This window comes from Shimazuella sp. NTD248, assembly GCF_059510395.1.
The window spans coordinates 160,198-183,003 of sequence record NZ_JCAJZT010000001.1; the positions used below are offsets into that span (position 1 = coordinate 160,198).

General features: G+C 41.1%; 22 protein-coding genes. 7 read left to right on the top strand and 15 right to left on the bottom strand.

Annotated features, from left to right (window positions below; all coding sequences use genetic code 11):
- Nucleotides 1-173: 173 nt before the first annotated feature.
- Entirely contained in the window at nucleotides 174-1,880 is a 1,707-nt protein-coding gene (locus AC5WOE_RS00850) for an MFS transporter (RefSeq protein WP_496051666.1), read from the top strand.
- 199 nt (nucleotides 1,881-2,079) lie between these two features.
- Here AC5WOE_RS00850 and rsfS read toward each other — a convergent pair whose 3' ends face one another.
- From rsfS to AC5WOE_RS00880, 6 genes are read right to left on the bottom strand one after another with little or no spacing between them, the layout of a single operon-like run.
- Nucleotides 2,080-2,454 carry a ribosome silencing factor gene (gene rsfS / locus AC5WOE_RS00855; protein WP_496048117.1) on the bottom strand — a complete coding sequence of 125 codons (375 nt, stop codon included), beginning with the start codon at nucleotides 2,452-2,454 and terminating at the stop codon, nucleotides 2,080-2,082.
- Complete coding sequence (gene yqeK / locus AC5WOE_RS00860; protein WP_496051667.1) at nucleotides 2,438-3,007, bottom strand: bis(5'-nucleosyl)-tetraphosphatase (symmetrical) YqeK; 570 nt, start codon at nucleotides 3,005-3,007, stop codon at nucleotides 2,438-2,440. Before yqeK ends, rsfS begins: the two co-directional genes overlap by 17 nt.
- Nucleotides 2,985-3,581, bottom strand: a complete 597-nt coding sequence (locus AC5WOE_RS00865) for a nicotinate-nucleotide adenylyltransferase (RefSeq protein ID WP_496051668.1) — start codon at nucleotides 3,579-3,581, stop codon at nucleotides 2,985-2,987. The genes yqeK and AC5WOE_RS00865 overlap by 23 nt, the downstream gene beginning before the upstream one ends.
- Before the next feature lies 1 nt (nucleotide 3,582).
- A complete protein-coding gene (locus AC5WOE_RS00870; RefSeq protein WP_496051669.1) occupies nucleotides 3,583-4,425 on the bottom strand; it encodes a shikimate dehydrogenase in 843 nt (280 codons plus the stop codon).
- A 28-nt stretch (nucleotides 4,426-4,453) separates the two neighbouring features.
- Nucleotides 4,454-5,527: a ribosome biogenesis GTPase YqeH gene (gene yqeH, locus AC5WOE_RS00875; RefSeq protein WP_496052034.1), complete on the bottom strand. Its 1,074-nt coding sequence runs from the start codon at nucleotides 5,525-5,527 to the stop codon at nucleotides 4,454-4,456.
- Between the two features lie 5 nt (nucleotides 5,528-5,532).
- Nucleotides 5,533-6,054, bottom strand: a complete 522-nt coding sequence (locus tag AC5WOE_RS00880; protein WP_496051670.1) for a YqeG family HAD IIIA-type phosphatase — start codon at nucleotides 6,052-6,054, stop codon at nucleotides 5,533-5,535.
- A gap of 85 nt (nucleotides 6,055-6,139) precedes the next feature.
- On the opposite strand from AC5WOE_RS00880, the gene AC5WOE_RS00885 reads away from it, so the two are divergent.
- Nucleotides 6,140-6,661, top strand: a complete 522-nt coding sequence (locus tag AC5WOE_RS00885; protein ID WP_496051671.1) for a DUF4352 domain-containing protein — start codon at nucleotides 6,140-6,142, stop codon at nucleotides 6,659-6,661.
- 18 nt (nucleotides 6,662-6,679) lie between these two features.
- Here AC5WOE_RS00885 and AC5WOE_RS00890 read toward each other — a convergent pair whose 3' ends face one another.
- Genes AC5WOE_RS00890 through AC5WOE_RS00900 form a run of 3 tightly spaced genes read right to left on the bottom strand, consistent with a single transcriptional unit; the run spans nucleotide 6,680 to nucleotide 9,374 of the window.
- Nucleotides 6,680-7,285 carry a DedA family protein gene (locus AC5WOE_RS00890; RefSeq protein WP_496048124.1) on the bottom strand — a complete coding sequence of 202 codons (606 nt, stop codon included), beginning with the start codon at nucleotides 7,283-7,285 and terminating at the stop codon, nucleotides 6,680-6,682.
- 36 nt (nucleotides 7,286-7,321) lie between these two features.
- Nucleotides 7,322-8,245: a DMT family transporter gene (locus tag AC5WOE_RS00895; protein WP_496048125.1), complete on the bottom strand. Its 924-nt coding sequence runs from the start codon at nucleotides 8,243-8,245 to the stop codon at nucleotides 7,322-7,324.
- A 22-nt stretch (nucleotides 8,246-8,267) separates the two neighbouring features.
- Nucleotides 8,268-9,374 carry a M24 family metallopeptidase gene (locus AC5WOE_RS00900; protein WP_496051672.1) on the bottom strand — a complete coding sequence of 369 codons (1,107 nt, stop codon included), beginning with the start codon at nucleotides 9,372-9,374 and terminating at the stop codon, nucleotides 8,268-8,270.
- 85 nt (nucleotides 9,375-9,459) lie between these two features.
- Here AC5WOE_RS00900 and AC5WOE_RS00905 point away from each other — a divergent pair, with 85 nt between their 5' ends.
- Together AC5WOE_RS00905 and AC5WOE_RS00910 are read left to right on the top strand one after the other, a co-directional pair.
- A complete protein-coding gene (locus AC5WOE_RS00905; protein ID WP_496048127.1) occupies nucleotides 9,460-9,771 on the top strand; it encodes a hypothetical protein in 312 nt (103 codons plus the stop codon).
- Between the two features lie 134 nt (nucleotides 9,772-9,905).
- Nucleotides 9,906-10,709 (top strand): hypothetical protein, encoded by an 804-nt coding sequence (locus AC5WOE_RS00910; RefSeq protein ID WP_496051673.1) that lies wholly within the window; start codon nucleotides 9,906-9,908, stop codon nucleotides 10,707-10,709.
- Nucleotides 10,710-10,826: 117 nt separating this feature from the next.
- Here AC5WOE_RS00910 and AC5WOE_RS00915 read toward each other — a convergent pair whose 3' ends face one another.
- The 3 genes from AC5WOE_RS00915 to AC5WOE_RS00925 all read right to left on the bottom strand — a co-directional run bounded on the left by AC5WOE_RS00915 (nucleotide 10,827) and on the right by AC5WOE_RS00925 (nucleotide 13,877).
- Nucleotides 10,827-11,519: an AarF/UbiB family protein gene (locus AC5WOE_RS00915; protein ID WP_496051674.1), complete on the bottom strand. Its 693-nt coding sequence runs from the start codon at nucleotides 11,517-11,519 to the stop codon at nucleotides 10,827-10,829.
- 219 nt (nucleotides 11,520-11,738) lie between these two features.
- Nucleotides 11,739-12,338 carry a nitroreductase family protein gene (locus tag AC5WOE_RS00920; RefSeq protein ID WP_496051675.1) on the bottom strand — a complete coding sequence of 200 codons (600 nt, stop codon included), beginning with the start codon at nucleotides 12,336-12,338 and terminating at the stop codon, nucleotides 11,739-11,741.
- A 180-nt stretch (nucleotides 12,339-12,518) separates the two neighbouring features.
- A complete protein-coding gene (locus AC5WOE_RS00925; RefSeq protein ID WP_496048131.1) occupies nucleotides 12,519-13,877 on the bottom strand; it encodes an Nramp family divalent metal transporter in 1,359 nt (452 codons plus the stop codon).
- 207 nt (nucleotides 13,878-14,084) lie between these two features.
- Here AC5WOE_RS00925 and AC5WOE_RS00930 point away from each other — a divergent pair, with 207 nt between their 5' ends.
- The 3 genes from AC5WOE_RS00930 to AC5WOE_RS00940 all read left to right on the top strand — a co-directional run bounded on the left by AC5WOE_RS00930 (nucleotide 14,085) and on the right by AC5WOE_RS00940 (nucleotide 16,385).
- Nucleotides 14,085-14,669, top strand: a complete 585-nt coding sequence (locus AC5WOE_RS00930) for a VanZ family protein (protein ID WP_496048132.1) — start codon at nucleotides 14,085-14,087, stop codon at nucleotides 14,667-14,669.
- A 107-nt stretch (nucleotides 14,670-14,776) separates the two neighbouring features.
- Nucleotides 14,777-15,397 (top strand): DUF47 domain-containing protein, encoded by a 621-nt coding sequence (locus tag AC5WOE_RS00935; RefSeq protein WP_496048133.1) that lies wholly within the window; start codon nucleotides 14,777-14,779, stop codon nucleotides 15,395-15,397.
- A complete protein-coding gene (locus AC5WOE_RS00940) occupies nucleotides 15,390-16,385 on the top strand; it encodes an inorganic phosphate transporter (RefSeq protein WP_496051676.1) in 996 nt (331 codons plus the stop codon). The genes AC5WOE_RS00935 and AC5WOE_RS00940 overlap by 8 nt, the downstream gene beginning before the upstream one ends.
- Before the next feature lie 56 nt (nucleotides 16,386-16,441).
- Here AC5WOE_RS00940 and AC5WOE_RS00945 read toward each other — a convergent pair whose 3' ends face one another.
- The 3 genes from AC5WOE_RS00945 to floT all read right to left on the bottom strand — a co-directional run bounded on the left by AC5WOE_RS00945 (nucleotide 16,442) and on the right by floT (nucleotide 22,805).
- The gene (locus AC5WOE_RS00945; RefSeq protein WP_496048135.1) at nucleotides 16,442-18,709 is read right to left on the bottom strand and encodes a putative type IV secretion/conjugal transfer ATPase; all 2,268 of its coding nucleotides are present in this window, start codon (nucleotides 18,707-18,709) and stop codon (nucleotides 16,442-16,444) included.
- 27 nt (nucleotides 18,710-18,736) lie between these two features.
- On the bottom strand, nucleotides 18,737-21,109 hold the full coding sequence (locus AC5WOE_RS00950; protein ID WP_496051677.1) for a helicase HerA domain-containing protein: 2,373 nt from the start codon (nucleotides 21,107-21,109) through the stop codon (nucleotides 18,737-18,739).
- Between the two features lie 217 nt (nucleotides 21,110-21,326).
- Nucleotides 21,327-22,805 carry a flotillin lipid rafts scaffold protein FloT gene (floT, locus tag AC5WOE_RS00955; RefSeq protein WP_496051678.1) on the bottom strand — a complete coding sequence of 493 codons (1,479 nt, stop codon included), beginning with the start codon at nucleotides 22,803-22,805 and terminating at the stop codon, nucleotides 21,327-21,329.
- Between the last annotated feature and the right edge of the window lies 1 nt (nucleotide 22,806).

Sequence of the window (22,806 nt, forward strand, 5' to 3'; positions counted from 1 at the left end):
TTCTCATTGCCAATGAGGTAAAAAACGAACTCCATCCATCGTACAAAGCTCCCCGTATTGACTTCGGTTGGTACGGGGAGTGCGCATTTTAGAGAATGAAGGTTAACTTGTTATCATCCAGAAAATTAAGTAAGATTAAGGGAAAGGTAAGCTCTTTACGCAAAGGAGTTATGGTGAGAGGGATCGCCAAATGGCGTACACTTAAGCTGGAATATCTCCAACTGGCTGGGGTGATGCTATCCCAGATTCTTGTTGTTGCTGCGATTCCATCGTTCATCACGCAACCCCTGCATTTGGTTGTGTATGAACAGGGACTGCCGACAGGTATGATCGTCACCTCGTATACTATGACAACCCTGCTGTGTACCTTGTTCGTCGGAAACATGACAGAACGGTATGGCCCTCAACGACTGTTGCTCCTCTTCTTGCCTTGCTTGGCTGGAGTATATGGATTGTATCCCTTTGCCCATAGTCTTCAGGCATATGTGGCAATTAGAGTACTGAATGGTGTTCTGTTTTCCCAAGTATTGAATGCCATTTTGGTTTATGTCCGTATGAGGGTCTTGTCCGCTAGTGAAGGTTTTCGAGCAAAGATTCATGGGCTGATCAGTGGGCTGAACTATCTAGGTGCAGGAGTGGCCACGGTCTATGGATTGAAGCTCGTTCATCACGTCCATCTGCTCTGGCTTCTGGCGGTGTGTTTCGGTGGACTGGCTACCTTGGTTGTCTCTTGGGTAATCCTAGCGGATCGCTATGGCCATCGAAATGTCCGTCGAGAAAAAAGATATTGGCGGAGGAAGCTCAAGAAGTCCGTACTAACGCTGATTCGCTGGCCACAGAAAACCTTTAATAAGAAGGCTTTGATTGCTGCCCTTCCCGATGTGGGGATCAGTTCAGCGTACTGGGCTTTTCTCGCCTACTTTACCCCCTATGTCGGCGATCGTTCTGGAATGGTTTTCTTCGTTTCAGAGGTGGTAAATGGTGCCTTGTCGATTACAATTATGCCCAAACTGGTAGTCCGCTGGAATAAGATCGTAATCACAAGCGGGATCCTGTTCCTGATCCTGAGTTTTACCTTGATCCACAAGCATGATCCTTTTTGGCTTCTTCTGTTGATTGGGATGCTCATCGGAATGTCCATGTCTGGTACAGGACTTGCCATCTTGGAGAAGGTCAACCAAACAGCACAACGGCTGGGAACAGCAAACGCTACTCATACGACAATGAGGCAGCTCGGCGGCGTCATTGGTCCCGTGTATGCGGGTCTGATGTGGGGACTGCTGGGAGCTGACCGTATGTGGCTCGCGATTGTCCCTCTGCTGATGACTTCCTTGGGATTCCTTTACTTCATCAAGCCAAAGCAAAAGAAAAAACGAAGTCAAGGAAAGAGGATTACCAAGCACTCTTCTCGATGGCTCTTGTTGAAAACTTGGCTGAATGAAGAGTATTATATGCGATCGGATGAACTTCCCATCGCGTGTGGTTTGTATGGGAGACAACTCATTGCTTTTGAACGTTACCAGAGGGAATTTGGGTTGGATCTTCAAGTCGCCATCCATCATTTTCAAAAGTGTTTGCTTCTTCTGTTGCAGATGGTGGAGAGAAACGGTAAGAAACCACAATTCAACCGTTGGTTTCGATTGTGCTGGACGGATGAAAGTGCGGAAGAATTCTATGACAAGTTTGTCAGTTCCCTTCGTACTGAGACAATCGTGGAACCAGTAGCATGCAGAGCATATCAAGATCTTAAAAAACTCATGTTCTTTGGAATTCCTGGAACGGTAAGATTCAACTTTTCTCCAGAAATAGAGTATCTGGAACAGGTTTATAGAAAAGAGATTGAAAATAATAGAAAATACTTCGTATATCCTAATCTATGAATCCAAGGGTTCATCTGCCTAACCATCTATGGACGTGAGTTCTCATTGCCTAAGAGGTAAGAGACGAACTTCATCCATCGTACAAAGCTCCCCGTACTGACTTCGGTCAGTGCGGGGAGTGCGCATATAGAGGAACGTTGGAACTATTCATTTTCTAAGCAAAAAGCCCCTCATAGGAAGGGCTTTTCTTTCTATCCTATTAACCTGTGATACTAACGGGCTGTGCATCTCCCCAGAGACGCTCCAAATCGTAAAAATCCCGTTCATCTCGGTGGAAAACATGAACGACCACATCACCGATATCAATCAGCACCCAACGAGCCTCTTGTAGTCCTTGAATTCCTTTAATGCGAATTTTTTTCTCCTCGCATTTTTTCTTAATTGCTGTAGCTATGGCTTCTACTTGTGTACGAGAACCTCCGTGACAAATCACAAAGTAATCAGCAAAAGAAGAAACGTCACGAATATCCAACACAGATACGTCTTGCGCTTTTTTTTCCTCGGCAGCGGTAGCCGCAAGCGTTGCGATCTCCACTAGATTCAACCGGATTCCTCCCTCAGATGTCAACTTCATGCTCGGTCAAACTTTTGAGTGTATCATAAGTCAGCGGATACACGCGCTGATCACATGAAATGAGAAATTGAATCGTTTGCTTCAATGCAAGGACTATGGCTTCATCCAAACTTTTTTGGGCGAGTTGTCTTGCAGCGTCAACCCCAGGAAACTTTCTTGCCGGTTCAATGTAATCTGCAAGAAAGACGATTTTTTCTACTAGGCTCATGTCTGGCCTGCCAGTAGTGTGATAAAAAATCGCATTGGTGATGTTGATGTCCTGAATCCCGAATTCCTTGGCTGCGACTACAGAAGCAACTGGTCCATGCCATAGCTCTTGATTATATAATAATAGATCTTGGGGTAGTTTGTACTGTTTTATTGCAAAAATTAATTCTTCTGCCGTCCAAAATTTGCAGTAGTCATGAAGAATTGCTGCGGTATCCACTTTTTCTTTATCTGCCTCATATCGCTCCGCCAATCCGGCTGCTGTTTCAACTACCCGCAGTGTATGTTCCCATCTAGATAGAGGCAATTGCTCACAGGTACGATCAAGATAATCTTGTCGGTTCATACAATTGATGCTCCTCTATATAGCGGCAAACTCCACTTGGGACAGCATAACGAAAAGAACGGCCACCTATGATATTGTTTCGAAGCTGAGACGCCGATAAGAAAATTTCCACCGCATCTTCCACCCAACGTACTTTCTCCTGAATAAATTCAGGGAGTGACTCTGCTGTAAAGCCTGGACGGTGCATGGCGATAATCGATACATGCTCAACCAATTTGTCTATTTGGTACCAGCTGGGCAGATTATCCACCATGTCTGTACCAACGATTAAAGAAAACTGATAAGTGGGATAAGCTTTCACCGCCCAGTTCACTGTATCGATGGTATAAGATAGTTTTTCCCTTTTTATCTCCCAATCTAACACCTCAAAAGCGGAATTTTCTTCCGTAGCAATTTGTACCATTGCTAACCGATGTTTTGCAGGGGTGATAGGATGTCCTTGTTTGTGTGGAGGTTGTCCAGTTGGGATAAACCACACTTTGTCCAATTCCATCCGATCCCTTGCTTGTTCGGCAATTAATAAATGCCCCATATGAACCGGGTCAAAAGTTCCACCAATGATACCTATTTTCATATTATGCCTCATTTTCCAAAATTGCTCGCATCTGAGCAACCGGAGCAGTTTCACCAAACCAATGCTCTACTGCCACTGCTGCTTGGTATAAAAGCATCCCTAAACCACCATGCGTCTGTGCACCTATTTGTTTTGCTGATGTCAATAATTTGGTATCTTTTGGGCGATAAATCAAATCACTCACCAAAAGCCCGGCATGTAAGCAATCGGCTGAAACAGAGATCTGATCGGTATGTGGTGACATACCAATTGAAGTCGTATTTACTAACAGATCAGACTCAGCAATGGTTTCCTGTGCTTCCGACAACGATACAGCCTGTGTTCTTGTAAAAGTACGAAGGCTCTCTGCCAGCTCCTCCGCTTTTTGCTGTGTTCGATTGGCGATAAACATCTCTTTTATTCCAGCTTTTGCCAAGGTAATACTTACTGCTCTCGCAGCTCCGCCTGCTCCTAAAATAGTGACCGTTTTACCTTGCAGCGAAAAAGCAGTCTCCTCTTGAAGCGAACGCAAGTATCCTACTCCATCTGTATTATAGCCGATCAGTTTGCCCTCATTGTTCACTACTGTATTGACAGCACCTATCTCTTTTGCCGTATCATCCAGTTCATCGAGAAAAGGGATAATGGCTACTTTGTGGGGAATCGTCACATTGAAACCAATAAAATTCAATGCTCTCATCCCCTTGACTGCTTCTTCTAAATCATCCGGATTAACCGAATAAGCCAAATACACTGCTGGTATCCCTAAGATACGGCAAACTTCGTTTAACATCTCGGGAGATTTGGAATGCGTTACAGGATAACCGATTAATCCAAGCGGACGTGTATAAGCTGTTATTTTCATCGTTTCTCCTCTATCTCTTTCTAAAAATTTAAATAATGGATGTACGCAGTGTTACCTCTATCCCTTTGGGAGCATAAACATCAACTACTCCACGCTCTTTTCCACAAGCGATCCAGCCCAATCCAGAAATCACGATATCTTGTTTTGATCCACCGGTTAATACAATTCGATGTTTTTGAAGAGCTGGCAAGTCCGCAGGATCATGGGGAGGTTGCAGCATTTCCCCTAGATGTTTTTCATAAAATGCATTCGCTTGTTCTTGTTTGGTACGATGGAGATACAATTGATTTGAGAAATAACAGGTAAACGCCTGCCGCTGACCTTCTACATAATCAAAACGAGCCAAACCTGCAAAAAAGATCGTTTGATCACTGTTTAGTTGATACACTTTTGGATTTAAACGACTATTGGGGATCACTTTACCCAGTTCTTTTGGGGAAACCCACTCACTAATTCTATTCTTCTTTACGATTCCAGGTGTATCTACAATGTTTCGTCCATCATCGAGGGGGATGTGGATCACATCCAATGTGGTGCCTGGGTATGGAGAAGTAGTTATGATCGGCTCCTCTAATAAATAATTGAGAAAAGTTGATTTTCCAACGTTGGTAACTCCAACGATATAGACATCTCGACCTTGACGATACTTCTCAATCGCATTTCGCACTTCTTGCATTTTATCTTGTTTGGCTGCACTTCCCACTACAACATCGACAGGCCCCACACCCATCTCTTTTGCGTACATATATATCCATTCTTTTAGCTTTCCTGCCTTCACAGACTGCGGAAACAAATCCATTTTATTGCCAAACAAAAGCAAGGGATTGTTGCCAATATGACGGTGAATTCCCGGAATCCAACTGCCAGCGATATCAAATAAATCTACAATCTGTACAACCAAACTGTTGGTATCCGCTATTTGTCCAAGTATTTGTAAATAAATATCGGGATCATGTTCCACTGCGGATAACTCATTATAATGACGGATGCGATAACACCTTTTGCAGTATTGATGCTCCCTTTCCAAAGCAGCTGTTGGAACATATCCTGGCTTTTTCTCATCTTCGGTCTGAAGCTGTATGCCACAACCTTCACAAAACATCACGATTAATTATTCCCTTCTCTAGCAAGTAATCCACGCTTTTCCATCCAGCGAAATACCAAACGCTCTATTCGTCTATTTATTTTCGTAGAAAAACCTTCTGTTTTGGAAATCGGCACTACTAATATGGTGTACAATCCCATCCGATTTCCTCCTAAGACGTCTGTCAACAATTGATCTCCTACCATCACCGTTCGGCTGACATCTGTATCTAACTGTGACATTGCCTTGCGAAAACAAGATGACAGAGGCTTTCTAGCTTTATGGATAAATGGTATTTGCAGTGGAATTGCAAATTGCGATACCCTTGTTTTACTATTATTTGATACAATCATAACTTGAAATCCTAACTGTTGGAGACGTTCTAACCATTCGATCAAAAGAGGGGTAGCATCTTTGCGGTCAGATTCTACCAAAGTATTGTCTAAGTCAACAATGATGGATTTCATCCCTTTTTCTTTCAGCTCTTCTAGGTTAATCTTATAAATGGATGGTACATATTGATTTGGCACAAATGATGAAAACATCTCAATCCCTCCATGAAAACACGCTCGTGCCTACTATAACATAGTTAGAAAATAGCTTGCAAAACAAGGTATAGGAGGATTCACTTTGAAATTAGGCTTTTTCACAGCGTTATTATTGGTAGTATTGACCGCTTGTCAGCCAGTCGATACAACTTTACCAAAAGCAAATATGAAAGAAAATTATATGAGACCCGATAGTCCTGATCCTATAGCAGGAGATTATGTGAAAGCACGACCTTTTTCTATTGTGATGACAGATATACAGCAAAAAAAACAGTTAACACTAAATGGTATTAACCACAAAGCGAAAATAGCCTATCTAATGGTGAATATCGGTATTATCAATCAAAGCAGTGAACCAATCATGATTGAGCCAAGTATGTTTCGCTTGGTTGATGATCATGGAAAGATCTATCATCCCGACGTCACCCTTGATTTGTTAGTAAACGGAAATGGAGAAGGTTTCTTTCACCAAAAGTTAGAATCAATGGAACGAAAAAATGTCACCCTCTTATTTGATACTTCTTTAAACATAAACCAAGGTTATCTAGAAATCACTGGTGGTCCGCACTCCATCAAAAAAGCGCATATTCGTTTACTTAAGTAATCCAACTTGAAAAAGCGGCTAGAGGCCGCTTTTTTCATTTGCTTTCTTTTGACTTTTTCTTCGATTCCACCAAACAATCCCCCACACTGATGCGATGATCACCAATACAATGATCGTAACTGTACCAAATTTGCCTAGTGTCGTGAGAAACTTTTGAATTCCTGCAATACTGCTCGAACGCCCAATAAATAACAACACGGTATTCCATGGGAAAGATCCGAGAAAAGTAAAAAAGAAAAACCGTATTGGTTTGATCTTACTCAAACCTGCTATATAAGATACATAGTTTCCAACACTTAACGGACGTGATAAAGTAATACTCCACTCTCCATACTTACGAAACCACTTTTGTGCTTTTTTCACTTTCTCCGCATCCATTTTTTTGGATGAAAAGCTTTCCAATTGATAGCCGATGGCATACGGAATCAGGGTAAATAAACTAAAAATCAAACTATTGACCAAACCGATTAACACTAACTGCCAACTGCTGACTTCCATGATATGACCATATAGCAGGACAAACAGTGCTCCTGGAAATGGTAAAGAGGTAGCTTCTATCGCCGTAGCACCAAAAAGACCCCATATCCCACAACGCTCTAAAAAGGTAAACGCAAACTCCAGCATATCTCTCTCCCCAAACGTATTACCTTTCGATATTCCTTATTTCAACATTCCCTTATTCCTCGCGATACTCTGAGGCAGATGGATAACTCCTATTCCCATTACAATGAGTATAAATGCTACAAACACATTGTTTTGCAACTGTTCATTTAATACAGCTGAGGAAATAAAGACTCCAAATACAGGGATAAAGAGTAAAAACAGAGACACTTGCCCAACTGGAAAACGTTGCATCAACGAATTCCATAAAAACAGAGCTGTTGCTGTCATGACTCCCAAATAAAACAAGAGGATAGTGGATCGAAGGGAAAAGGAAAAAGGATAGGTCCCTACTATTCCCATTCCAACCGCAAACAAGCCAACTCCACTAAATAGTACAGCATAGGCTGTCATCCGCAAGGTACTGATGGATGTAACAAGATTTTTTGCTAACAAGTTTCCCCATGCACCTGTTAATACACTAAAAAAGAGGAAAAGATCTCCCCATCCAATATGCCACTGAAAAGAACTTGTTACATTAAGCATAATAAGGCCTACAAGACCGATTAGCAAACCAACATTCTTTGTCCAAGTGAGCTGTTCTTGTTTCCACAGGAAATGAGCAAACAAAATTTGAAAAAAAGAAGTCGTCCCAGCCATGATCGCACCAATTGTTCCCGTACTGAGACTAACGCCGATAAAAAAGAATAGATAGTTGAGAAAAACTTGAAAGAGAGCAACTTTGGTCACTGGCCAAAAATGCACGAGAGACAAGCTGAGCTGCTGTTTATTGGTTAGAAGAAAGACAAACAACACGAATGCTGCCAGTAATGTGATATGTCCAGCAAATACAAGCTGCGAGCCGATCTGATGAGCTTCTATACCTAGTGACTGATAGCCGAGTTTAATGGCTGGAGCTACACTTCCCCATAAGAAAGTTACCAACAATGCTGTCAGTACCATGCCAAATGTACGAGAAAACATACGCATAGCTCCACCCTTTCTTTTAGAGCGAAATTATTTGTAAATCTTTTGGAAAAGAAGTCAGCACTTCACAACCATCATCCGTAATCAGAACCATATCCTCGATTCGAACTCCACCTACCTCTGGAACGTACACACCTGGTTCTACGGTAAATAGGATTCCAGATGCCAGAGGAAGCAAATTATCACCTGATACAGAAGGATATTCATGTGCTTCAACTCCCAAACCATGACCTAAACGATGGGTAAAATATTTCCCATATCCTGCGTGCTCAATATGCTGACGGGCAACGCTGTCTATTTGCCCAAATGCAGCTGCTTCTCTTGTTAAAACTGACTGAATCGCCTGTTCATTTGCCTCTCGAACTACTTGATAAATTCGCCGTTGTTCCCCTGAAACTTTTCCAAATGCAACTGTTCTAGTGATATCCGAACGATAACCATCGACTACCACCCCAAGATCAAATAAAACCAAATCCCCTTTTTGAAGGGCACGTTTACCTGCTTCTCCATGAGGAAGTGCCGTTCTTTCCCCAAACAACACCATCGTTGAAAATGCCATCTGCGTGATCCCTTGTTCCAAAAGCTTAGCTTCGATCTGATTTTTCACTTCTAATTCCGTACAACCCAGCTTGAGAGCATCTATACCATATTGTATGGCCTTGTCTGCAAATTTAGCAGCTTCGCGCAAGATTTTCATCTCATTAGCGGTTTTATGCATACGCATCTTGCGGATTTGCTCATCGATCGATACAAATGCTTCAATGCCAAGCACCTCTTTCATATTCAATGCTCGTCCATATGTCAAATGATCCGTTTCAATAGCAAGTTTCAAGTTGTTTTTTGTATGAGAAAAAGCATGGTCTTTGAGCCATTTCCAAGGGTTTTCTCCATCTTGATGAGCATATATTTCTCCAGTCCAACCGGATGCTTTCACTCGATCTATTTCCAAAAGTGGACAAACCAAAAGAGGTTCTCTATCTGGGAAAATTAAGATACCTAGCAGCCTCTCATGAGGTTCACAAGCAAAATGAGTGAGATAAAATACATTAGCACTTGAGGTGAGGAAAGCAGCATCTAAATTCTCCTTTTGTAACCATTTGGCAATTTGCTCAATTCGATTATTCATATTTTCCCATCCTTTTTTCAAAATTGTTAGCGCAAACACTTTCCTTTTGTTATACTTTTTATACTGTGATGAAAAGGAGTTGCCATTGATGGAACCAAATCAAAACCCAAATGAAAACAAAACTCCAAACCCGCTGAAAAACATAACACCGACCAACCTAGCATTCGCTTCGTTAATACTCGGAATTTTAACCTTTATCTTGGTCTTTATCCCAAGTATCCAAATATTGACCAATATCCTCGGAATTATAGCACTTATCGTCAGTATTTACAGCTACTACGCCACCAACGGAAGTCTTTTGACCGTGATCGGTATAATCTTAAGCGCCATCCCGCTGCTGTTCTTCCTATATCTAGAACTATACTTGATCTATATCAATCAGCCCATGGATTTTTAAACGCAATCGTAACTCTAGCCCTGTTGCCTAGCAATTGGGGCTTTTTTCTATTATCAAAATTTCCATTATGCAGTATAATAAAAATACGTAAAAGTCAACTCCCTAATATTTTAGGGACTGTCCGAGGAGCAATTTTGAGCGACAACAATTTCGACAACGGTAACGACAACACCAAGCTTCTCGCTGGCATGAAGGACGTCAACGAGGACGATCAGCGTGACCACACGCCGAGGCCTCAGCGGAAGCTGTTCCGGCTGATCGCTGCCGTCGTCATCGGTGGTATGGCCTTCGCGGGCACAGCCTTCGCACTCGACAGCCAGAAGGACACGGTGGACTTCACCACGTCGCCGCGACCCGGGTACTCCGTCAACATCCCGATCACCGGCAACTCGCCGAGTGCCTCGCCGGAGCCGTCTCAGGCACCCAGCTCGAAGGCGCCCGAGGCGCCGGTCACGCAGGAACCCACGGAGAAGCCGGTGGCGACCACCACCCCGACTCCCGAGGCAGAGAAGTGTGAGATGCAGATCGTCCAGCCCCACAAGGGCGATCGATCCATCTACGACGGCAAGAACGCTGTCAAGGCTCTGATCAACGGATGGGAGTGGGGTGTGATCGACACCAACACCCTGTTCTACAAGGTCGATCACTACGGTCCGACCAAGTCCGGGCACGAGCTCCTGCTCCAGATCAGGAACAACTGGCCTGCTCTCAAGGGAAACATGCAGCAGAAGCTGGGCGGTATCTGTGGCAAGGTGGCCGTTGTCGACCAGTACTACGCTCAGATGATGATCGACGAAGCACAGCAGGGTGGTGACATGCGATCCATGAACCAGATTGCTGTCGTCTGGATCGCTGCTCACAACGAGTCGCTGACCGGCTCGTGGATCAACCGTGACTACTTGGCTCTGAAGCGAGCACTGGCGGGACAGACTCTCTGATCCATCGCTCCTCGGGCACCGGCACTGCATCCAAAGCAACATCGGATGCAGTGCCGGACCCATTTTATAGACAAAAAAATACCCCAGAGCGTATGCCCTGAGGTAACTCCTCCTCTCTTAAGAAAAGGAGAAGGAGAAAGAAGAACGGGAATGATGGTGGTGACGATGTGGTCTGTGATGACGATGGTGATGTCGATGTGACGACGATGTATAGTGATGATGTGGACGGCTGCTGGTATAGTGATGACGGCGACGTCTTCTTCTCGAAGAAGAGAACAGACTAAATATTCCACAATGGTACTTAATCTTTTCTAAATCCTCATGAATTTTCTCCATGTAATCTTCTTTGTGATCGCTGTAAAAAAAGCGACCTACATCAATGATTTTCACATTACCATTTTCATCTAGCATTATATTGTTCAAGTGAATGTCATGGGGAATGATTCCGGAAGCATAACATTCTTCAATTGTTTGCTCTAATTGGCGGAACTGCGCATCTTTTAGTTTATAACCTGCATCACGCAATTGCGCTAAGGTATAACCTTTTACTTGATCTACAACCATAAACTTTTCATTTTGAAAATGCAGTTTTGGAAACATAGGATGAGCATCAAGACTGGCTAACATCTTATAATCTTCATTTTCACTGAAATCTTCTTTGTACACTTTCACTGCAAAATTTTCAAAGGAGAATACTTGTCCACTCAAACCCTCACCTAGTAGGTTGTGATGTTTTTCCACATTCCCTTTCACTACTAGTGATGATAGATAATCAACAGATGCTTGGTCTATCGAACGAGACCCTTCCATTATTTCTCCTCCTAATGAGTTTTAGTACTTGCTTGAATTATATTCTACATGTTAACCAACATCTTGGAAATACTTTTTTCCTAACTATTCCGTGGATGTCGTCTTACTTTTTCCAATGATGAAGATAATCACAATCCTTTGCCAACTTCATTTTAAAGGAAAGCATATAAAAAAAGAAGGGACAACATCTGTACGGTTGTCCCTTCTTCTATAAGACTATTATCCAAAAATCTTCACTCGATCTTCTAATGGGTGAAAATCTTTTGCACCCGGCTGTGCAGTTGGTTTTCCAAATGGCATTTGGGCAATGAGTTTCCATTCTTTTGGAAGGTTCCAAGTTGCATGCACTTCTTCGTCAATCAGTGGGTTGTAGTGCTGCAAAGAAGCTCCTAATCCTTCTTGTTCCAAAGCTGTCCATACCACAAATTGCAATATACCAGAAGATTGGTTGGACCAGATTGGGAAGTTATCTGCATAGAGTGCAAATTGTTCTTGTAAATTTTCTACTACAGTTTGGTCTTCAAAAAACAATACCGTTCCATATCCAGCAGCAAATCCATTGATGCGTTCTTCTGTCGCTGCAAAGTTTTCAGCTGGTACAATTTTTCGTAGTTCTTCTTTGGTAATATCCCAAACTTTATCGGATTCTTTTCCAAACAGTACAACAGCTCGTGAACTTTGTGAGTTAAAAGCAGTAGGGCTATGTTTTACAGCTTCGTTTACGATTTCTTTTACACGTTCAGGATTCACTACTTCCTCTTTACTCAATCCATAATAAGTACGTCTAGCTTCAACTGCTTCTAAAAATGTATTTGCCATGATGATACCTCCATGTTATGAACTAAATATTATTCAATCACTTACTTAAAGTAATTACATAACTTATTATGTATAAAAGATCATCGACTGTCAATCCTTAATTTTAAAATGTTCACCTGTTGAATAATCTAGTATTTTCTGCCATCAAATATAAAAAAACCAGGAAATACACTCCTGGTTTTACTTGAAAAAGGTAATAGCTGTGTTGTATAGCAAATATATATTTAATCCCGCAATGACTACTGCTACGGTCCAAGCTAAGATTTTTAACCACAATGGATTTGCAAACTCGCCCATTTTTTTCTTATCACTTGTAAATTGCACAAGAGGAAAAACGGCAAATGAGAGTTGCAGAGATAAGATTACTTGGCTAAAAACAAGTAGTTGTACCGTGCCAGATGAGCCGTATAGCGCAGTGACAATTACCGCTGGAATAATGGCAATCATTCTGGTAATCAATCGGCGCAGCCAAGGTTTGAGTCGAATATTGAGAAAACCTTCCATTACAATCTGACCTGCTAATGTTCCAGTAAGAGTTGAGTTTTGGCCAGATGCTAATAATGCTACCCCAAATAAAATACTAGCAATCGATGTTCCAAGGAGAGGAGTCAGCAGCTCATACGCTTGACTGATGTCATCTACTGGTTTTCCTGTTCCATGGAAGGTTGCAGCAGATAAGATCAAGATCGCTGCATTGATAAAGAGTGCAAACATCAAAGCAGTCGAAGAATCCCATGTTGCAAATTTGATGGCACTTCGCTTTCCTTCTGGTGTTTCCTCATAAGCTCTCGTCTGTACAATACTAGAGTGAAGATATAGATTGTGCGGCATGACGGTAGCACCTAAAATACCAATCGCAATATAGAGCATTGCTGGATTTGTAACAATCTCTGTACTCGGAACAAAACCCTGAACTACTTTGGACATATCTGGTGAAGCTAATACAAGTTCAACTGCAAAACACAAACCGATGATAGCAATCAAAGATATCACAAGTGCCTCGATATGACGAAATCCTTTATTTTGCAAGAGCAATACAAGTAAGATATCGAGCGCAGTAATGATTACCCCATATAAGAGGGGAATCCCAAATAAGAGATTAAGTGCAATCGCAGAGCCTATGACTTCTGCAAGATCACATGCCGCGATAGCCAACTCACAAAGTATCCATAAAACAAAAGAAACAGGTTTACTGTAATGATCACGACACGCTTGGGCTAAGTCCCTGCCAGTAACAATTCCTAATTTACCTGATAGAGCTTGCAATAAGATAGCCATTAAATTAGATAGTAAGATGACGGAAAGCAAAGTGTACATAAAGGTCGATCCGCCAGCAAGATCAGTTGCCCAGTTACCAGGGTCCATGTAGCCGACTGCAACTAAATAACCAGGACCGACAAATGCTAAAAATTTACGAAATCCTGAACCTTTTTTAGGTACTGGCATGGTGCGATAAACCTCGCGCAAAGATGGATTTACTCTTTCTCTTCTCCAGCCAGATGAAGATGGTACTTTTTCTTTCACTGTTATTGACTCCATTTTTTATTCCCTCCCCTTGTCTACCATTTCTTTGTCTATAACAATTTTATTTGACAGAACTAAAAAAGTTGCCCTTGGCTAAATTATAATCCAAACCATTCATTTTGTGTAGAGGAAAAATCAATTGTAGTAAAAAATTATTCTAAATCAAAGGAATTTGTTCATTATTTTTAGTAAGATATAGGCTAGTTGGGAGGGAAGGATGATTTGAGGGTTCGCTTTTATACTTTGGCATTCTTGGGAAGTTTATCATGCAGCACTTTGCTCAGTTTTATGATCTTTCAATCGCTTACCGATACACGTGCACATCTCACACTCATCGGTACTACTCCTTTCTTTCTTGTAGTCTTGTTTGTCATAACGAAACGAACTTTTCCAAATGGTTATTACTTACTTGGTTCTATCTATTTAACTTGGATGAGTACACTACTGTTGTTCCGTTCCAAAACCTTTTCTGTTTCAGGGTGGAATTTTATCCCTTTTGTACATACGGTAGAACTTCTGCAAAATTTATCTTTAAAAAATAGGATTTGGTATGTGGGAGGAAATACATTATTGTTCATACCTATGGGGATATTCTTTGTCTATCTTACGAAGTCAGTACCCCGTTCTTCCTTATACGGTTTGATACTCATGTCTATCATTGAAATCATCCAAGGTATGACGGGACTTGGGGTCTTTGATGTCGATGACCTGATGATGAATACTTTTGGTATCCTCGTAGGAGGATGGATTGGAATAGGGCTGTCAGGAATAGGGAAAAATCAAAAAGCGCGCACTATTGACTGTTAAGGTATGGTTAAATTTTTATTTATTTTTAACCTATGGAGTTATCTTTCTATTACATTAGATTGGTAAGGTAAATAAATCCATGTATTCATATATCAGGAGGAATTAACTTGCTATTTAATCGTTCAAAAGATCGTTTCTTTTATCAAACATTAACAGATGCAACTTTAAACATAGTTGAAGCTGTTAAATTATTTCGCGAAGATGTGGAAACGCTTCAAGAGAAAGAAAAATATGCAGAAATTATAAAAGACTTAGAGTCCAAAGGAGATGAATACACTCACCTCATACTGAAAGAATTGGATCAAACTTTTGTACCTCCACTCGACCGTGAAGATATCATGGCTTTAGCTGGACACCTTGATGATGTCCTTGATGAAGTAGAAGCATGTACCGCAAGATTTGTTTACTATAAGATAGATCAAACCACTCCTTACCTCATTCAATTTGCAGATAACCTCGTCAAATGTGCCAATTTGTCGCATAAAGCATTTGTCGCTTTAGAAAAAAAGGACTTCCAAACCATTCGTAAGATTTCTATTGACATAAATGAATTAGAAAATGAAGGCGATCGCCTCATGAGAGAAAGTGTACATACGTTATTCGAAGAACCAGTAGATCTCTTAAACCTTATAAAAATGAAAGAGATATATGAAAGACTGGAAGATGTCAGTGATACATTTGAAGATTTGATGGATGTGATGGAAAGAGTGGTCATGAAGTATGCCTGAGCTTACTTTATTAGTCATCGTTGTCATCCTCTTAGCGCTAGCCTTCGACTTTACAAATGGATGGCATGACACCGCAAATGCAATCGCTACCGTTGTAGGAACAAGGACGCTCTCCCCAGCAAAAGCGATTATGATGGCAGCCGTGTTAAATTTAGTAGGAGCCCTCTTTTTTACCGAAGTAGCTAAAGCGATCGGAAAAGATATCGTCGATCCTAAAAATATCTCCCTAGTAGTGCTTATAGCAGCACTCCTTTCTGTGATTGTTTGGAATGTTGTCACCGTACTGATGGGACTGCCTACTAGTTCTTCTCATGCTCTTATCGGCAGTCTCATCGGTGCTGCTGTTGCCTTCAAAGGGCTTGGTATTCTTAAGATTCATGGAATTCTTATCATTCTTCTTGGTTTGGTTGTCTCTCCTATACTAGGTGCATTGATCAGTTTTATTATCATTAAGATCATTCGCGGTATCTTTCGCAATAAACAACCATCCAAAGTTAAGCGTACCTTTCGTCCTTTGCAGTTGATTTCTGCTGCGTTTATGGCTTTCAGCCACGGCGCATCTGATGCCCAAAAAGCGATGGGTATCATCGGAATGGCACTTGTTGCTGGAAATTACCATAAAGAATTCAGTGTACCTTTTTGGGTGATGATCTCTTGCGGTCTTGCCATGGCACTAGGAACTGCAATTGGAGGAGCAAAAGTCATACAAACTGTAGGTTCTAGGCTTAGTCGATTGGAAACACCACAAGGATTTGCTGCGGAGACCGGGGCAGCGATATTACTCACTACCATTGCCAAAATCGGTGTACCCGTCAGCACCACCCATACGATCACAGGCGCAATTATCGGAGTAGGAATAGCAGATCGTATTCGAAGTGTTCGCTGGAGTATTGCCACTAAAATCGTGTATGCTTGGATTCTTACCCTGCCGATAACTGCAATTATTGCTTTTCTTTTGTTTCATTTGCTTACCCTTTTCGGATTGTAATCTTCTACACGTAAAAAGAACTTGTCCAATCGGACAAGTTCTTTTTACTATACACCTTAAACAATAGGTGTATGTTTTCTTGGCTTGTTTTCTCTTCTCTCTAACTCATATGCCATTGCTCTGTCATAAGACTGATCCAACAACTGCTGAATCTTTTTTTCATCTGGTATAATCTCGAGTTCTGGTGTTTTATTGACAAAGATCGCATCTTTTTTGGGAACCAATTTCATATAAGCATGATGAGGCAAAATCCATTCATAATCTTTTGGTGTTACTTGTCCAGCTCGATCTTTCATCCCCCTTGCGATCACTTCTGCATCAGTGGGAGAAACTTGGAACGAAACGACATTGCCAACTTGACGAAATAAACTATCTAAAACTTGGGGACTTAAATAATCCTTTACACCTGATGCAGTCAATACTAACGGGGTTCGATTATGCGTAAAATCTTTTAGAAATCCGTATAGATTGGGCATTACATCATTAATATAGTAGGAACCTTCGTCTAGAATGATCGGATGAAGCGGTAAATATTGACCTCTCATCCGTTTCATTTCTCTAGGATAAGAAAATATTTCAAAGAACATAAAGACTTTCGATACGATTAATTTTTTCTGATCATAGGTAAGGCCTGCTAGATCTAAAATTTGAATATGTCCTTCGTTAATCGCTTTCAGCCATCTGAAACCATCTGTCCGTTGGTTTAAAATTCGCCCCATCGGACCTGAATTCCATAACCGCAAACGAGTCAGAGAAGGACTTCGAATCAACTCTTTTGGCCAATTGACGACTCCTGTTTCCGCATGAATATATTTTCTCAATTGTTCCCGCAATGATCGATTTCGATCGCTATCTTCCGGAACCCCATCGTATATCGCCTTAGCGTATTCTGGATCTTCGAATACACGCTGCATATTCCAATAAGATCCCTGATCCAATAAATCCAGAGCTGAGGCAGTCATCATAAAGCTATCTGGTACATGAGGACCCCAAAATTCTGCATCCAAGCGGCGTAAAATCTCTCCGACATAGCCATACTCTGCTTGAGGAAAATCAATATCAAAAGGATTAAAGGGAAACTTCCAATCTCGAAAGCGGGCAGTGGTCACATATGGATGTAACTTCTCTGGAAGTCTCGTTAATAAACGATCAGCTAACGTACCGTCCATATCCAGCACGGTGCACCCATATCGATTCTCATCTGTTCGCTTTTCTAAAAAATCCAGCAACCAATGAAGCAAAAATGTCGTTTTTCCCATTCCATCCCGACCAAAAATAACCATATTTTCAGCGAGATGATCAATCGGGAGGTGGATCTTATTTTCGATGGGACCGCGAGCATTTATACCTAAATATACCGTCTCGGGTTTTCCTGCATTTTTTTGTATTTCTTTTGGAGCTAAGGGAAGTTGCATATTTTGATTATGAATAAAGGCTGTCCGTGGCATCGCCGGAACCCTGGCCAATCCAGCTAATTCCTGATCACCCAGTACAACCACATTTTTTTTCAACCGAAATGGAAAAATGCGATTGGAGAATTCAAAGCGAAATAATGGTTTAATCGTCTGCCACCATTCCCGTACATGGAAACGATTAAAATGGGAATGTTCCATCCAACTAAAAGCTTTGCTGCATTGATCTGCAAGTTGGTCAGCATCTTCTCTCGTTTGATCAAATGCTAAAATTCGGATAACCACTTCGGCTTTCATCCGACTCTTCTTTGCTTGCAATGCTTGCAGATACAACTGATTTTCCCCGCTAGGTGCACGTTTATCTCTTTTTATATCCCGGATGGCTCGAGAGAATGCACCCTCTACTTGACGATCATACATAGGACGAATGAGAAATTGACAGATCACAGACTGATTTTCTTTTAGCTGACTGATCAATTCCAATAAATTCGCATGTGTTTCTAGATCATCAGGATAGGCAACATTTAAGGGCAGGGAATAATCATATTGCAACATCAGACGAGCTCCTGAATGGGGACGAGTATAATCAATTGCTGGTGGCTTTTCTGATGGATTTACTTGAATATCTGGATACGCTGATTGCAGGGAATCAACCATTCTATCTCCATAAAGTTTGTTTGACGCCCAACAACCATATTGTGTAATTCCAGCATGACCATGAATTTCCCAAGCAACCCAAGGTTCCTGGATCAGAAAAGGTAAACGTTCATACCAACGTCGTTTCATAAATCGAATCATTTGATTCCATACTTGCGCCATTGGTTTGTACTTTGGTTTATCGCCAGCTTGAATGGTTAACTTGTAGTATACTCCTTTCGGAATCGCAAAAGGCATAAGATGAAATCGTTTCATTCCGGTACCTCCACATGTATTTCATGGTTAAAAGGGTTTGATTGAATTTGCACCTAAAGAGTTGCCATATAGTATCTGTATATATTCATCGATTCCATCTAACCCCACGGCCTTTTGATTCACTTTTTCTGCCGGCTCACTTTCAGGCTTCCAAGGAGCCATTTCCCACTCTTGCTCCCTTTTATTGATTTCGCCTAAGTAAGCCATCTCGAGCTCATCTATTTCCGCTTGGGTAGAAACAGGAGCTTCAGGTAGATATCCTCGATTTGTAAACGCATAAGTTCGTTGACCTGCATTATTGATTGCCATCTGTAAATAACCATAGAAGGGGTCAAGCGTCTGGAAATCAAGGGAATCCAAACCTAAAGTATGCATATGTTCATAAATAAAATCTGCATCTGCTGCGTTAGCTACCCGATAACTAAGTATCGTCTCTACATTTCGGAAGATAGATTCTGTTACTGATTGATTGATATAATTTGTAATCCCCGGCAACCCCATCCAAAGCGGCATCCGATACTTTTTCGCCTCATGCAGAAAGTACTCTAAATCCCCAAATGCTTGATTTAAGTAAATACTGGCATCATCGAGCACAAAAGGATGCAATGGAATATACTCTCCATTTGTTCGTTGTTTTTCCCGGAGAAGCATGGCACAATGGAACATCGTAATGACGGATACACCCATTCTTGGACGGTCCCCCGAATTCAACCCAGAAAGATCAAAAATTTGAAAGTGTCCTTCATTTAGTGCCTCTGTCCATCGAATTCCATTGGAGTAATGATTGAGTGTATTACTCATTCCAGACATATTGATTTCTCTTAAACGAGTAATCATCGAATTATTGAAAAATTCCTCTTTCCAGTTACTCTCTTCTGGATTTTGCAAATAGCGCTGCAAAAATTTTGCCATAGATGCTTCTATGGGATGTGCTGGATTGAGTTCGCGGATCACTTTTTGACAAAAATCATTATCTTCAATTAATAATTGCAAATTGAACAACGTCGCTCGATTCAGTTTCAACAAGGCCTGTGCACCATATAATAAATGATCGGAAACAAATGGCGTCCAATAATCTTTTCCAAGCCGCCGGAAAATCTCCAAAACAATCCTAGCTTTTTCATAATCTGTTTTTGCATAATCGATATCAAAATAGTTAAACGGATACTGTCCTCTTTTAAAGCGAATGACCTTCACTAAGTGATGCAATGATTTAGGAATTCTCGCTAACAACTGATTAGCTAACTTGCCTTGTATATCCATCACCGTGAAACCTAGCCGATTTTCATCTGTTCTCTCCTTTATATAATCAACCAGCACATTGAGCAAAGTAGTGGTTTTTCCTGTGCCAGCTTCGCCAAAAACCGCAAAATGACTCTCTAAATTTCGGATAGATAACCGATTGGAACGAATATTTAAGTTTTTTTCCATCGTTCCAATCTTAATACCTTTGTCTTGATTTTGTTGGTTTCTTACATCTAGTGGTTCTGCTATTCGCTTACCACCTAACCAAGTCATTTTCGATGACGGTGTATAACTGGGCGGATGAATTAACTTAGCAAGCTCACTTGACCCCATGATCAAAGCATTTTGTTTTTTTCGAAAGGGAAACAATTTATGTTCAAATTCATATCGAAATAGCGGCCGGATCATTCTCCACCATTCTCGCCAGTTTAAATAATTGCTTTCAGCAGAATCCGATACGGATAAGATTTGGGCACAAGGCTCTAAAATTTGCTTGCTTTCCTCAAGTGTCTCTGCAAAACTGAGTAAACGAATAACTACTTCTGCTTTTGGCTGTTGCTGCTTCTGAAATATCGCTGCATGGAGGCGGTTTTTTTCGTCTGTATCTCCTCCTCCTCGTTCTAGGGAGTGCAATGATTTGGTAAAAGAACGAGTGACTTGGTAATCATATACAGGTCTCACGAGAAATTGACAAACAATGCGTTGTTTCTCTTTTAATTTACTTAAATATTCATGTAATGCTTGTTCGAGCGAAGCGTCCCACCCAGCAGGCAAGCAAAAATTCTTTTCAAATTGCATTTTGTACCCGTAGTGTGCTTGTTTAAAATTTAAAGGCTCTGGAGCTTCGGATTGCGTAACTTCTAGCGTTGGATCGATGACAGCAAGCCGCTGAGCAATTTCATAACCATGTGTGGCATCAGGAGCCCAATAGTAATAATTTAACTCTGATCCATTTGCATGTAATTCCCAAGAAATCCAAGGTTCTTTGAAACGAAACGGAAAGCGTCGAAACCATTTTTTTAAAGTGAGATATTCAATCACTCCATCCCAAGCTAATTTTTGTTGGGAAGATGGCTGACTTGGGCTTGGCGTTCGTTTCAGTTGGTAGTATTTTCCCTTAGGACGCAATTGTGGAAACAAATAAAACCTGTTCACCGTCATCCTCCTTTTCCTGTAAATTATTTATACTCATTTATTCATTTTTCACGTTCAAAAGTTAATATATCTTAAAATTATCATTGATTTGTTACTAGATCAATTGCAACCTATTGACAAAAGGTATAAAGTAACATATTTAGATTATAAACGAAAAATCAACTGTTAAATGAGACAAAGAAGGGCAGCTATCCATTAGATAACCACCCTAAACTACCTACTCGCTTTCTTCATCCTCTTCTTGGGGAGCCTTTGGAGTAGAATTCCAATTTGTCAGCATTTTTTCGACATCAATTCCGGATACTTGCTTTACCATTTCCGGAGTTTGAGCCATTAACTGAGTAACATAATTGCTAACTTTTGTAGCTCCTTCGCCACCACCAGAATCAATTACTGTCAGCTTATCAATATTTTGAAGGGGGCTAGCGATTTGTTTTGCTAGTTCTGGAATCATTTTTACAATCAAGTCCAAGACAGCTGCCTGCCCATACCTGTTAAAGGCTTCTGCAAGTTTCTGTTTGGCCTCTGCTTCGGCTAACCCTTTTGCCCGAATGACTTCGGCTTCTGCTGTACCTTCCATCTTTTCTACTTCTGCTTTAGCAAAACCTTTTGCTTTTTCCGCTTCTGCCAGAGCATGCCCTTTTGCTTTTATCGCAGCAGCCTCTGCTTTTGCTTGTGCTTCTTGTTGGAAACCATTTGCTATCGCTTCTTGCTCTTTCGCATAACGATCTGCGTCCGCTTTTTTGCGTACTTCTGCATCATATTGCTTTTCTCGACGCGAAATCTCTTTCTCTTCTAACTCAATTTGTTTTTGCTTCCGGACTAATTCAATCTTCATTTCTTCTTCGACAACTTGCTGTTTATTTTTGTTTCCTTGGAGGGAATATGCTTGGTCCGCTTCTGCTTTTTTCTTATCTTGTTCAATCTTAAATGCAGCTATTTTTAATTCCTTATCTTTTTTGAATTCTTCGATATTGGTCTCCGTTATCAAAGTAGCTTTTGTTCCCTCTTCTCTTGCTTTTGCAGTTTGAATTTCTGTATCACGGATCGCATTTGCTTCCGCAATATCTGCATCTCGTTTAACTACGGCAATCCGAGGACGTCCAAGGGCATCCAAATACCCATTTTTGTCTTTTACGTCTTTGATGGTAAAAGAAACAATACTCAGACCCATTTTTTTCAAATCACGCGCAGCCACTGTTTGCACCTGTTGAGCAAATTTCTCACGATTTTTGTACACTTCTTCTACTGTCATCGTTCCTAAAATTGCACGAAGGTGACCTTCTAATACTTCACGGGCTTCATCATTTAATATTTCATTTGATTTTCCCATAAATTGTTCGGCAGCAGTTGCCACATCTTCCAAAGAACTACCAATTTTGATGATTGCCACACCATTTACCATAATGGGAACACCTTGTTCCGTATAGACTTCTGGTGTGTGAACCGTCAATTTATGAGACAGCAAACTTAATTTTTCTGCTCGCTGGAAAATCGGAACAACAAAAGCTCCGCCACCGCGAATAATCTTTAGCTTCCGACCAGAGTCATCTGCAAGTACATTTTTCTTTCCTAAGATGTTACCAGTTACAATCATTGCTTCATCAGCACCAACTGTTTTGTATCTAGCCCAAAAGGCAATGGAAAAAATAATAATAACTCCAACAACGATTCCCGCAGTTTGTAAAATTAACAAA